The sequence below is a fragment of the Methylobacterium crusticola genome, from assembly GCF_003574465.1.
Taxonomy (GTDB): Bacteria; Pseudomonadota; Alphaproteobacteria; order Rhizobiales; family Beijerinckiaceae; genus Methylobacterium; species Methylobacterium crusticola.
In genome coordinates, this window is sequence record NZ_QOWC01000058.1 from 1 (window position 1) to 12143 (window position 12143).

Consider the following 12143-nt stretch of genomic DNA (forward strand, 5'->3'; position numbering starts at 1 on the left):
CGTCGCCGGCATCGGCTTCCGGCACGCCACCGCCGCCCCGGAGATCCTCGCCCTCGTGGGCGAGGCGCTGGCGCAGGCCGCCCTCGGGGCCGCCCGCCTCGGCGCCCTCGCCACCGCGGAGGACCGCGCCGGCGACGCCGCGATCCGGGCGGCGGCCGAGGTCCTGGGCGTGCCGCTCCTCGGCATCCCGGTCGAGGCCCTGCGCGAGGCCGGGCGCCGGGGCGTGACGCGCTCGGCCCGGATCGAGACCCTGCGCGGCGTCGGCTCGCTCGCCGAGGCGGCGGCCCTGGCGGCGGCGGGGCCGGCCGGCCGCCTGATCCTGCCCCGCATCGCCAGCGCGGGGGCGACCTGCGCGCTCGCCGCTCCGGGAGACGACCCGCGATGATCCACTTCATCGGCGCCGGACCGGGCGCGCCCGACCTCGTCACGGTGCGGGGCCGCGACCTGATCGCCCGCTGCCCGGTCTGCCTCTACGCCGGCTCCCTGGTCGCCCCCGGGATCCTCGCCTGGTGCCCGCCGGGCGCCCGGCGGATCGACACCGCCCCCCTGAGCCTCGACGCCATCGTGGACGAGATGGCGGCGGCCCACGCGCGGGGCGAGGAGGTGGCGAGGCTCCATTCGGGCGACCTCGCGATCTGGAGCGCGGTGGCCGAACAGACCCGCCGCCTCGACCGCCTCGGCATCCCCTACACCCTCACGCCCGGGGTCCCGGCCTTCTCGGCCGCCGCGGCGGTGCTCGGGCGCGAGCTGACGGTGCCGGAGGTGGCCCAGTCGGTGGTGCTCACCCGCACCGGCGGGCGCGCCTCGGCCATGCCGGCGACCGAGCGCCTCGCGGCCTTCGCGCAGACCCGCGCCACCCTGGCGCTGCACCTCTCGATCCACGTGGTCGACCGCGTCGCCGCCGAGCTGATCCCGCATTACGGCCCGGACTGCCCGGCGGCCGTGGTCTGGCGCGCCACCTGGCCGGACGAGCGCGTGCTGCTCGGCACCCTCGCCAGCCTCCCGGCCCAGGTGGCGGCGGCCGGGCTGGAGCGGACGGCCCTGATCCTGGTCGGCCCGGCGCTGGCGGCGCGGGATTTTCGCGAGAGCGCGCTCTACTCGGCGGATTACGACCGGCGCTTCCGGCCGGGCGCCGGGCGGGCGGCGCCGGAGGCGTGACGCGCGCGCCAGCCCGACCCGGGCACCCCTCACCCCACGGGATGGAACGGCGCCCGCCCCACCAGCCAGCCGTCGCGGTCGAACACCACCACCTCGAGGGCGATGCCGGAGCCCGACAGGGCCCGCGCGGCCGTCGCCCAGGCGTGGCGGGCCACCACGTCGGCGAGCGGCAGGTCGCGGGCCCGGGCGAGGTCCAGCACCGCGAGGGCCGTGTTCGCGGCCGCGGCCTGCCGGGCGAGGTCCGGGTCAGCCCCCGCCTCGGCGAGGCGCCCGGCGAGCCAGGCGAGGTCGACGGGGCCGGCGCGGGAATGCAGGTCGAGGAAGCCGTGGCCGAGCTTCGTCATCTTGGCGATGCCCCCCGCCACCGTGACCTTCGGCACCGGGTGCCGCCTCAGGTACTTCAGCATCCCGCCGGCGAAGTCGCCCATCTCGATCAGGGCCTGGGGGGCGAGGCCGTGCAGCCGCTGCACCGCCGCCTCGGAGGTCGACCCCGTGGCGCCGGCGACGTGGGCGAGGGCGCCGGCCCGGGCCACGTCGACGCCGCGGTGGATGCTGTCGATCCAGGCCGCGCAGGAATACGGCACCACCACCCCGGTGGTGCCGAGGATCGAGAGGCCCCCGAGGACGCCGAGGCGCGGGTTGAGGGTCCTCAGGGCGAGGGCCTCGCCGCCCGGGATCGCGATCTCCACGACGGCGTCCGGCCCGCCGCCGTGCCCGGCCGCGGCCTCCGCCAGCGCCGCCGCGATGATGCGGCGGGGCGCCGGGTTGATCGCCGGCTCGCCGACCGGCAGCGGCAGCCCGGCGCGCGTCACGGTGCCGACCCCCGGCCCGGCCCGGAAGGTGACGCCGGAGCCCGGCGGGCCCGGCCGCACCGTCGCCAGCACCAGGACGCCGTGGGTGACGTCGGGATCGTCGCCCGCGTCCTTGACGACGCCGGCCCGGGCGCCGCCCTCCGTCGCCTCGGCCACCGCGAGCGCGAAGGCCGGCCGCGCGCCGCCCGGCAGCGGGATCTCGACGGGGTCCGGGAACACGCCGGTGCGGCCGCCCAGGTAGGCCGCCTTGGCGGCGGCCGCCGCGCAGGCGCCGGTGGTCCAGCCGCGGCGCAGCGCGCCCCTCGGTCGTGTCTCGTCCATCCGGCGTGGTATCACCCCGGGGCGGCGCCGTGGAAGCGCCGCGCGCGCGACGACGCCGCCACCGGAGATCCCCGCCCGTGACCGATCGCCCTGCCCGCGGGCTCCTGATCGCCGCCGCCCGGTCCGGATCGGGCAAGACCACCGTGACGCTCGCCGTCCTGCGGGCGCTGCGGCGGCGCGGGATCGCGGTCGCGGGGGCGAAGTGCGGCCCGGACTACATCGACCCGGCCTTCCACGCCGCCGCCACCGGACGGCCGAGCTTCAACCTCGACAGCTTCGCGATGGACGGCGCACTGCTCGACGCCGTGGCGGCCCAGGCCGGCGCGGGCGCCGCGCTCGTGGTGGCGGAGGGCTCGATGGGGCTGTTCGACGGCGTCGAGGCCGAGGAGGGCCGCAGCGGCGCCAACGCGGACGTGGCGGCCCGCTTCGGCTGGCCGGTGGTGCTGGTGCTCGACGTCTCGGGCGCCGCCCAGTCCGCCGCCGCGACGGCGCTCGGCGTCCGGGCCTACGACCCGCGCCTGCGGCTCGCCGGCGTGATCCTCAACAAGGTGGCGAGCCCGCGCCACCGGCGCCTCGTCGAGGCCGGCCTCGCCCGGGTCGGCCTGCCGGTCCTCGGGGCGCTCCCCCGCGACGCCGGCCTCGTGCTGCCGGAGCGCCATCTCGGCCTCGTCCAGGCCGGCGAGACCGCGGACCTCGCGGCCCGCCTCGACGCGCTGGCCGACCTGGCGGAGGCGTCCCTCGACCTCGACGCGATCCTGGCGGCGGCGGCCGGCCACGTGCCGCCGGCGGCTCCGGCCAGCCTGCCGGCGCCGCCCGGGCGGCGGATCGCGGTCGCCCGCGACGCGGCGTTCTCGTTCGTCTATCCCCACCTGGAGGCGGGCTGGCGCGCGGCCGGGGCCGACCTGCACGCCTTCTCGCCCCTCGCCGACGAGGCCCCGCCGCCGGGCTGCGACGCCTGCTGGCTCCCGGGCGGCTATCCCGAGCTCCATGCCGGGCGCCTGGCCGGGGCCTCGGCCTTCCTCGGCGGCCTGCGGGACTTCGCCCGCACGCGGCCCGTGCACGGCGAGTGCGGCGGCTACATGGTGCTGGGCGAGACCCTGGAGGACGCCGACGGCACCACCCACGCCATGGCGGGTCTCCTGCCGGTGGCGACCTCCTACGCGCGCCGCCGCCTGCATCTCGGCTACCGGCTGGCGACGCTGCTCGCCGACGGCCCCCTCGGCCCCGCGGGCGGGCGGCTCGTCGGGCACGAGTTCCACTACGCGGGCGAGGTGACCGGGGTGCCGGACGCGGCGGTCGCGCTCGCCCGGGTCACGGACGCGGAGGGCCGCGCGCTCGGGCTCGCCGGGCACCGGCGCGGCCTCGTCAGCGGCAGCTTCTTCCACCTCATCGGCGTCCGCTGACCGGCCCCGGGGGGCGCGGACCGGCGCCTGCCCGAGCCGGGCCGTCCCGGCCGGCCCTGCTCAGGCGTCGCGCCCCTCGGCCGGGGCCGGGGCCGGGGGCGGGGGCGACACGGCCCGGCTCAGGCGGGCGGCGGAGCGCACGATCGCCAGCACCTCGCGGCGCAGCTGCTCGTCCTCGATCTGCACGTAGGCCCGCAGCAGCTCGATCGCGCCCTGCGCGCTCAGGAAGCCGAAGACGTTGTCGTCCCCGCTCTCGCTGTCGGCCTGCTCCTCGAAGAAGGCCGAGACCGGCACCTCGAGCAGGCGGGCGATCTCCCGCAGCCGGCCGGCGCCGACGCGGTTCTGGCCCTTCTCGTACTTCTGGACCTGCTGGAAGGTGACACCGACCGCGTTGCCGAGGGCGGTCTGACTCAGCCCCTTCGCCTTGCGCAGCGCCGTGATGCGCACGCCGACGAGGCGGTCGACCTCTGTTGTTTGCTTGGGCATTCGTCCTCAACGTCGTCGCTTGGGGTGACGATGGCCCTCCCATCCCCGAAGGCTCCGCGCACCCGCATCATCTGGCCCCGGCGCCGACCGGCGCGGCATGCGCCGGCGGCCCCGCGGGCTGAAACTGGGAGGCCGGACGCGGACACTCCGCGAATCCGGCCGATGGCAATCCGTCGCCGACGGCGTTCCGGCCTGGGCCGCGCCGTCCCGATTCGGCCTCGCGAGGCCCGGCGCCGTCCCGATCCGGGACAGGCGCCCGCCCTCGACTGGGTTCCCGGCCGTCCCCTCGCAACGAACCGGCCAGCGCGTCCGGGGCCCGCCGCGACGGGCCGGCGCCCGGATCCGGCGGCGCGGCGCCCCCCGCTCCGCGCACGACCGGCACCGTTGCGGGTCTGCCATGCAACCCGATCCCCGTCTACACGCTCCAAGCGAATTCCCCAAGGGAACAAAGGAGAAAAAAATACCGAGATCCGGTGCACCCGCACCAGTGCCGCGCGGCGTGCCGCCGCTTGATCCGGGGCGCGAAATCGCCTTCAGTCGCGCCACCGGGATGCCGTCGCGGCACTCCCCGCTCTCGACCCGCAAGGAGGCCCCAGGCATGTTCATCGCGATGAACCGGTTCAAGGTGTACAAGGACGCCACCCAGGACTTCGAGCAGGTCTGGCTCGGCCGGGACAGTCACCTCGGCGAGATGGAGGGCTTCGTGGAATTCCACCTCCTGCGCGGCCCCGAGCACGAGGACCACGTGCTCTACGCCTCCCACACCGTGTGGGCCTCGCGGGCGGCCTTCGAGGCCTGGACCCGCTCCGAGCAGTTCCGCCGGGCCCACAGCCGGGCGCCCAGCACGAAGCCGCTCTACCTGTCGCACCCGCAATTCGAGGGGTTCGAGGCGATCCAGACCGTCGCCGGCCCCGCCGCGCAGGCGGCCGAGTAGGCGCGGCCGGACGGGGGCGGGCCCGCCCTGCGCGCAGGGGGAGCCCGCCCCCGCACCGGCGCGCGACGGATCGCGCGATCGCTCCCCCGGCCGCCGCGCGCCCCGTCCGCCCTCAGGCGCCGCGGGGCGGGTCGAGGCGCGGCAGGAAGGCCGCCAGGAGGCCGATCGCCGGCAGGAAGGCGCAGACGGCGTACACGAACTCGATGCTGGTGCGGTCGGCGAGTTCCCCCAGCACCGCGGCGCCGAGCCCGCCCATCCCGAAGGCGAAGCCGAAGAACAGGCCGCCCACGAGGCCGACGCGGCCGGGCAGCAATTCCTGCGCGTAGACCAGGATCGCCGGCATGGCCGAGGCCAGGATCAGGCCGATCGGCACCGTCAGCGCCACCGTCCAGCCGAGGCTGGCGTGGGGCAGCGCCAGGGTGAAGGGCAGCACGCCGACGATCGAGCCCCAGATCACCACCTTGCGGCCGAAGCGGTCCCCGATCGGCCCGCCCACCACGGTGCCGGTGGCGACCGCGCCGAGGAACACGAACAGGTAGAGCTGCGATTCCTGCACCCCGAGCCCGAAGCGGTGGATCAGGTAGAAGGTGAAGTACGAGCTCAGGCTCGCCATGTAGAAGTACTTCGAGAAGATCAGCACCAGCAGGATCGCGATGGTGCGCACCACCCGGCCGCGCGGCAGGGCGACGCCCGCCGCCCCGCTGCCCTTGCGGCCGCGGGCGGCGCCGTGGGCGAGACGGTCGCGGTACCAGCGCCCGACGAGGCCGAGGACCACGAACCCGATCAGCGCCGCGACGGCGAAGACCGCGACGCTGCCCTGCCCGTGCGGCACCACGATGAAGGCGGCGAGCAGGGGCCCCAGGGCCGAGCCGGCGTTGCCGCCGACCTGGAACACCGACTGGGCGAGGCCGAAGCGCCCGCCCGAGGCGAGGCGCGCGACCCGCGACGCCTCCGGGTGGAAGATCGCCGAGCCCAGGCCGACCAGGCAGGCCGCCAGGATCAGGACGCCGTAGCTCCCGGCGAGCGCCAGGAGGATGAGCCCGGCGAGGGAGAGCAGCATGCCGCCCGCCAGGGAGAACGGCATCGGCCGCCGGTCGGTGAGCAGGCCGACCATGGGTTGCAGCAGCGACGCCGTGAGCTGGAACGCCAGCGTGATCAGGCCGACCTGTCCGAAATCCAGGCTGTAGGCCTGCTTCAGGAGCGGGTAGATCGCCGGCAGCAGCGACTGGATCATGTCGTTGAGGAGGTGCGACAGGCTCAGGCCCGCCAGCACCGCGACGGTGGGCCCGGCCGCGGCCGGCGGCGCGCGGGAGGCCGGCGCCGCGGCCGTCCGGCCGGTCGCCGGGCCGGCCGCCAGCCCCTCGCGGGTCAGCTCGTCCTCGCTCGCTCGCGCATCCATCGCCCGGGTCGCTCCCTCTCCCGGCCGGGGCCGGCCCCCGCCCCCGGGCCGCTCCGACCGCCCTCCTATACCGCGCGGCCGGGCTTCAAGTCCCGCACGCGGCGCAAGGGTGTCCCGCGCCCCGGCGCAAGGGTGTCCCGCGCCCCGGCGCCGGGCGCTGCCCGCCGACGCGGAATCCGGTTCGGCGCGGCGGGCGGTCCCGGGCTTGCTCGGTCCCGTGCGGCTGACGGTTGCGGCACGCCGAGCGTGCCGTTCCGGAACAGCCGCCCGCCGCAGGCGGTCCCGAACCCGGTGCGGCGGGCGCACCGGAGGACCGCTTCGGCACAGACGGGTTCACGGGCCTTCCATGCGACACGAACGGTTTCCCCAGAGCGACCGCGTCCCGCGCCTCGGATCGGCCGGGCGGCGCGCGGTCTGGAACGCGCTCCTGCCGCGGCGCGGCCGGGCCTTCCTGCGGCTCGCCATCGCGGGCGGGGCGGCGCTCGCCGACCTCGCCGCCGTGGTGCTGGTCGGGGTCGCGGTCGACCTCGCCTATCACGGCGTGGCCTACGACACGCGGCCGTCCCTCGGGCCGGCCCTCCAGGTCGGGCTGTTCCTCGGCCTCCTCGTGGTGACGCCCAACGTCGCGCGCGGCGAGTACGGCATCGAGAACGCCCTGTCGGGCGCCCCCCACCTGCGGCGGACCGCGAGCCTCTGGCTCGCCGCCTGGACGGTCGCGCTGCTCCTCGGCTTCCTGACGAAGACGACGGGCGACTTCTCCCGCGTCGTCGCGGTGGCGACCTTCCTGGCCGGGCTGCCGGCGCTGCTCGCGTCGCGCCACCTGACCGTGACCCTGGTGCGCCGGCTGACCACGCCGCGCTCGGACTCGGCCCGCCGCATCCACCTGATCGGCTACGAGGCCGACGTGGCGCACTTCTACGCCAGCCACGACGCGGCGATCCTCGGCCTGCGGGTGATCGGGGTGAGCACCCTGCGGGCGCCGGGGCCGGGGCCGGACGAGGCCGCGCGCCGCGCCGCCCTCGCCGAGGACCTCGACCTCGCGGTCTCGGTGGTGCGCTTCCTGCGGCCCGACGACGTCTTCGTCCTGGTGCCCTGGGCGGAGGCCGACGACCTCGAGGCCTGCATCGACGCCTTCCTGCGGGTGCCGGCGGCCCTGCACCTGCGGCCGGGCCGGGTGATGGACCGCCTCGGCGACATCCGGATCGGCCGTGTCGGCCGGCTCACCGGGATCGCCGTCGGCCGCGCGCCCCTCGCGCCCCTGGAGGTCGCCGCCAAGCGGGTCTTCGACGTCGTGCTCGCGAGCGCGGCCCTCGTGGCCCTGTCGCCGGTCCTGGTCCTGATCGCGATCCTGATCCGGCTCGACAGCCCGGGGGCCTGCCTGTTCCGCCAGAAGCGCCACGGCTTCAACCAGGAGGCCTTCTCGGTCCTCAAGTTCCGCAGCATGCGGGCGGCGCCGGACCAGGCCTTCCGGCAGGCCACCCGGGGCGACGACCGCATCACCCGGATCGGCCGCTTCCTGCGCCGCACCAACCTCGACGAGCTGCCCCAGCTCCTGAACGTGATCCGGGGCGACATGTCCCTGGTCGGCCCGCGCCCGCACGCCCTCGCGCACGACCGCAGCTTCGAGCGGCGCATCGCCCTCTACGCCCGGCGCCACAACGTGCGCCCGGGCATCACCGGCTGGGCCCAGGTCAACGGCCTGCGGGGCGAGACGCTCACCGACGCCGACATGCGGCGCCGCGTCGAGCACGACCTCCACTACATCGACAACTGGTCGCTCTGGCTCGACCTGAAGATCCTGGTCATGACGGTGGCGGCGCGCAGCGCCTTCCGGAACGCCTATTGAGCCGGCGCCTCCGGGGGCCCGGCGGGCGCGCCGCGGCCCTGGCAGGCCCCGCACTCGCCCTCGATCTCGACGATGCGGCTCGCCGGCTTGAAGCCGGCCCGCGCCAGGGTGTGGTCGAGGCTGCGCTCGATCTCGGCCGAGACGGTCTCGTCGACGGTCCCGCAGCGGCGGCAGATCAGGAACACCGCGCTCTCGCCCCCGCCGTGGCCGTGCTCGCAGGGCACGAAGGCGTTGCGGCTGGCGATGCGGTGCACGAGGCCGTTCTCGGTCAGGAAGTCGAGCGCCCGGTAGACCGAGACCGCCGCCACCCGCTTGCCCGGCGCGCTCAGGCGCTCGGCGATGTCGTAGGCGCCGAGCGGCCGGCCCTCGCCCGCCACCACCTCGAGGGTGCGCCGGCGCAGCGCCGTGAACTGGAGCCCGCGCTCGCGCGCCATCCGCTCGGCCCGGTCCACCAGGCCGGCCCGGCTCGCCGCGCCGCAGCCCTCGCGGCCCTCCGCGCGCCCGCACGCCGGGTGGTCGCACGCCGCGAGGTCGTGAGCGTCCTCGTCGCGGCTCGGGTGCTCGTCCATGCTCGGCCTTCCGTGCCCGGCGGTGGTTGACAGGCCGGTCCTGTTACAGTGTAACAGGTCCGGCCCGAGGGCAGCACCCGGCCACCTCTAGCAAATGAGGTGGCGGACGGCATCCGCCAAGGGCGCGGATCCGGGGCGCCGCTCCGAGGGCGCGGCCCGCGGGGGTGCTCCGGGCCGCCGACCGCCAGACGATGAAGGGCCCGCGATGCAGGCCGACCCCGTTGCCCCGCCGCGCCGCGTCCCGTCGGCGGTTCAGCCCTCGCTCCTGCGCCAGGGCGCGCTGCCGCGCCTCGTCCTGGCGGGGCTCCTCGCGGCCGCGGTCTGGGGCGTGATCGCGTGGGCGATGGCGTGAGCGCCGCTCCCGCCCCGGCCCGCGGCGCCCTGGCGTTCCGGGGCCTGACCCTCGGCTACGCCCGCCACCCGGCGGTCCACCACCTCGACGGCACGGTCCCGGCCGGCACCCTCCTGGCGGTGGTGGGCCCCAACGGCGCCGGCAAGTCGACCCTGCTCAAGGGCATCATCGGCGAGGTCGCGCCCCTCGAGGGCGAGGTCGCGCATCCGGGCCTCGCCCGGCGCGAGATCGCCTACCTGCCGCAGGTCGCCGAGATCGACCGCAGCTTCCCGATCAGCGTCTTCGACCTCGTGGCCATGGGGCTGTGGCGCCGGGTCGGGCCCTGGCGCTCCCTCCGGCCCCACGGCCGGGCGGTGGCGGAGGCGCTGGCGGCCGTGGGGCTCACCGGGTTCGAGCGCCGGCCGATCGGCACCCTGTCGGGCGGCCAGCTCCGGCGCGCCCTGTTCGCCCGCGTCCTCCTGCAGGACGCCCGCGTGATCCTCCTCGACGAGCCGTTCGCGGGCGTCGACGCCCGCACCACCGCCGAGCTCCTCGACCTCGTCGTGCGCTGGCACGGCGAGGGCCGGACCGTGGCGGCGGTGCTGCACGACATGGAGCAGGTGCGCCGGTACTTCCCGGTCACGCTGCTCCTCGCCCGCGAGGCCGTGGCCTGGGGCGCGACCGCGGAGGTCCTCGAGCCCGGCAACCTGCGGCGGGCCCGCCGGCTCTGCGAGGCCTGGGACGACGAGGCGCCGGTGTGCCGCGGCGCCCCGCCGGCCGGCCCCGCCCGGCACCCGCACGGGCACGCCCACGCCGACCACCACGACCACGACCACGGTCCCCCGCACGAGCACGCCGCGTGACCGGCCTCCCGCGCGGGCGCGCCGCGTGCCCACCCTGCGGGCGCGCCGCGTGCCCATCCTGCGGGCGCGCCGCGTGATCGACCTCCTGACGGCGCCCTTCAGCGAGTTCGCCTTCATGCGCCGGGCGCTCGCCGGCTGCGTCGCCCTGTCGGTCGGCGCGGCGCCGGTGGGCGTGTTCCTGACGCTGCGCCGCATGAGCCTGATGAGCGAGGCCATGAGCCACGCCATCCTGCCGGGCGCCGCGGTCGGGTTCCTGGTCGCCGGGCTGTCCCTGCCCGCGATGACGCTGGGCGGGCTCGCCGCCGGCCTCGCGGTGGCGCTGCTCTCGGGTTTCGTCGCCCGCTCGACCGTGCTGCGCGAGGATGCGAGCCTGGCGGCGTTCTACCTGATCTCCCTCGCCGCCGGCGTGCTGCTGATCTCGGCGCGGGGCACCTCCATCGACCTCCTGCACATCCTGTTCGGCACGGTGCTGGCCCTCAACGACGACGCCCTCGTGCTCCTCGGCGGCATCGCCACCGCGACCCTCGGCGGCCTCGCCCTCGCCTACCGGCCGCTCGTGATGGAGTGCGTCGACCCGCTCTTCCTGCGCTCGGTGGGCCGGGCGAGCGGCCCGGTGCATTACGGCTTCCTGGCGCTGGTCGTCCTCAACCTCGTCGGGGGCTTCGCCGCCCTCGGCACCCTGCTGGCGGTCGGGCTGATGCTCCTGCCCGCCGTGACGGCGCGGTTCTGGGCCACCGACCTCACCGGGCTGATCCCGGTGGCGATGGGGACCGCCCTCCTGGCCAGCGCGGCGGGGCTGCTCGTGTCCTACTACGGCAACCTGCCGACCGGCCCCGCCATCGTGCTCACCGCCGGCGGGCTCTACGTCGCCTCCATGCTGCTCGGCCCGCGCGGCGGGCTGGTCTGGCGCCTCGCGCCCGGGCGTCACCTGGAGGCGTGAGGCCCGCGGCGCCCCTCCGCCGCCGCCTGCCGGCGGCAGCGCTCGGAGCAGTAGCGCACCTCGTCCCAGACCCGCGCCCATTTCCGGCGCCAGGCGAACGGGCGGCCGCACTGGGCGCAGGGCTTCTCGGGCAGGTCGCCCTTGCGGCGCATCGGCGGCATCAGCGGACCGTGTTGGCGGCGTCGGCGAGCGAAATGGTGCTCCAGCGGGTGATCTGCACGTAGCCGTCCCGCGCCGCCACCACGAGGTGGCGGCGATGGCGGTGCACCACCGTGCCGGGGGCGTGGCGGTGGGGCTCGGTCCAGCCGTCCGCCGCGACGACGAACATCCGGGTGTCGCCCACCCGCGCCAGCGTCTCGATGGCCCCGAAGGCCCGCACCCGCCGCAGCACGTCCTCGACGCCCTGGCGGAAATCGAGGGTGCGGTCGGCGTCGGTGACGCGCGGCCAGTAGGCGCCGTCGCCCTGCGGCTCGGCCGCCCGCCAGCGGGCCGGCAGCTCGCGGGCGATGGGGCCGCGGGCGAGCCGGAGCGCCGCCATCTGGCAGCGCGCGAGCAGCGTCTCGTGCGTCTCGGCGGCCGACAGGGAGAACAGGTCCTGGGCGAGGATGTCGCCGGTGTCGAACCCCTCCTCGGCCAGCACGTGGGCGGTCACGCCCCAGGTCTCGTAGGAGTCGAGGATCGCCCGGAACAGCGGGTAGGGGCCGCGACCGTCCGGCAGCGGCGAGGGGTGGAGGTTGAGGGCGTAGCGCACCCGGCCGGGCCAGCCGGTGATCAGCCAGGGGTAGCCCGCCACCACCAGCACCCAGTCGCGGCCGTGCTCGGCCGAGAGCGCCTCGATGTCGCCGGCGCGGATCCGCGAGAGCTGGATCGGCAGCCGGTGCCGGCGGGCCTGGGCCACCACCATCTCGTTGTGGTCGTAGATCCCGTCGCAGGGCCGGGTGAACAGCTTGATGGGCTGCCAGCCGGCCGTGGCCAGCGCCTCGAACACGCCGCCGAGAAAGTCGATCCCCGCGAAGGCGAACTTCATCATGGCTCCCCGGCTCCCGAACCGGCCCCGGGCCCGCGGCGGCGCCGCGCCCCG

Annotated in this window: 14 protein-coding genes; 8 read left to right on the top strand and 6 right to left on the bottom strand. The window is 76.7% G+C overall.

The genetic code is table 11. The features are described from left to right. A partial coding sequence (locus DT057_RS18785) for a cobalamin biosynthesis protein (RefSeq protein WP_162501445.1) occupies positions 1-385 on the top strand: 385 nt, incomplete at its 5' end. After that, entirely contained in the window at positions 382-1158 is a 777-nt protein-coding gene (gene cobM / locus DT057_RS18790) for a precorrin-4 C(11)-methyltransferase (protein WP_128563632.1), read from the top strand. The genes DT057_RS18785 and cobM, both read left to right, overlap by 4 nt. Before the next feature lie 29 nt (positions 1159-1187). Here cobM and DT057_RS18795 read toward each other — a convergent pair whose 3' ends face one another. Beyond that, on the bottom strand, positions 1188-2291 hold the full coding sequence (locus DT057_RS18795; protein WP_128563633.1) for a cobalt-precorrin-5B (C(1))-methyltransferase: 1104 nt from the start codon (positions 2289-2291) through the stop codon (positions 1188-1190). Positions 2292-2368: 77 nt separating this feature from the next. Here DT057_RS18795 and DT057_RS18800 point away from each other — a divergent pair, with 77 nt between their 5' ends. Further along, positions 2369-3694, top strand: a complete 1326-nt coding sequence (locus tag DT057_RS18800) for a cobyrinic acid a,c-diamide synthase CobB (RefSeq protein WP_128563634.1) — start codon at positions 2369-2371, stop codon at positions 3692-3694. 60 nt (positions 3695-3754) lie between these two features. Here DT057_RS18800 and DT057_RS18805 read toward each other — a convergent pair whose 3' ends face one another. Further along, positions 3755-4180 (bottom strand): helix-turn-helix domain-containing protein, encoded by a 426-nt coding sequence (locus tag DT057_RS18805; protein WP_128563635.1) that lies wholly within the window; start codon positions 4178-4180, stop codon positions 3755-3757. A gap of 598 nt (positions 4181-4778) precedes the next feature. Here DT057_RS18805 and hmuQ point away from each other — a divergent pair. Continuing rightward, positions 4779-5114, top strand: a complete 336-nt coding sequence (gene hmuQ, locus DT057_RS18810; protein WP_128563636.1) for a heme-degrading protein HmuQ — start codon at positions 4779-4781, stop codon at positions 5112-5114. Between the two features lie 112 nt (positions 5115-5226). Here hmuQ and DT057_RS18815 read toward each other — a convergent pair whose 3' ends face one another. Beyond that, positions 5227-6513: an MFS transporter gene (locus DT057_RS18815; RefSeq protein WP_128563637.1), complete on the bottom strand. Its 1287-nt coding sequence runs from the start codon at positions 6511-6513 to the stop codon at positions 5227-5229. Between the two features lie 346 nt (positions 6514-6859). Here DT057_RS18815 and DT057_RS18820 point away from each other — a divergent pair, with 346 nt between their 5' ends. Continuing rightward, on the top strand, positions 6860-8359 hold the full coding sequence (locus DT057_RS18820) for an exopolysaccharide biosynthesis polyprenyl glycosylphosphotransferase (protein WP_128563638.1): 1500 nt from the start codon (positions 6860-6862) through the stop codon (positions 8357-8359). Here the strand turns inward: DT057_RS18820 and DT057_RS18825 are convergent. Further along, complete coding sequence (locus tag DT057_RS18825) at positions 8353-8928, bottom strand: Fur family transcriptional regulator (RefSeq protein WP_128563639.1); 576 nt, start codon at positions 8926-8928, stop codon at positions 8353-8355. The two genes, DT057_RS18820 and DT057_RS18825, sit on opposite strands and share 7 nt — an antisense overlap. A 205-nt stretch (positions 8929-9133) precedes the next feature. On the opposite strand from DT057_RS18825, the gene DT057_RS36180 reads away from it, so the two are divergent. From DT057_RS36180 to DT057_RS18835, 3 genes are all read left to right on the top strand, one after another. Further along, a complete protein-coding gene (locus DT057_RS36180; protein WP_203236319.1) occupies positions 9134-9280 on the top strand; it encodes a hypothetical protein in 147 nt (48 codons plus the stop codon). Continuing rightward, positions 9277-10122: a metal ABC transporter ATP-binding protein gene (locus DT057_RS18830; protein ID WP_128563640.1), complete on the top strand. Its 846-nt coding sequence runs from the start codon at positions 9277-9279 to the stop codon at positions 10120-10122. Before DT057_RS36180 ends, DT057_RS18830 begins: the two co-directional genes overlap by 4 nt. 115 nt (positions 10123-10237) lie before the next feature. Beyond that, a complete protein-coding gene (locus tag DT057_RS18835; RefSeq protein WP_203236321.1) occupies positions 10238-11062 on the top strand; it encodes a metal ABC transporter permease in 825 nt (274 codons plus the stop codon). Here DT057_RS18835 and DT057_RS18840 read toward each other — a convergent pair. Both DT057_RS18840 and DT057_RS18845 read right to left on the bottom strand, forming a co-directional pair. Then, on the bottom strand, positions 11047-11223 hold the full coding sequence (locus DT057_RS18840; protein WP_203236320.1) for a DUF2256 domain-containing protein: 177 nt from the start codon (positions 11221-11223) through the stop codon (positions 11047-11049). The two genes, DT057_RS18835 and DT057_RS18840, sit on opposite strands and share 16 nt — an antisense overlap. Beyond that, the gene (locus DT057_RS18845; RefSeq protein ID WP_128563672.1) at positions 11223-12089 is read right to left on the bottom strand and encodes a methionyl-tRNA formyltransferase; all 867 of its coding nucleotides are present in this window, start codon (positions 12087-12089) and stop codon (positions 11223-11225) included. Before DT057_RS18845 ends, DT057_RS18840 begins: the two co-directional genes overlap by 1 nt. Positions 12090-12143 lie beyond the last annotated feature (54 nt).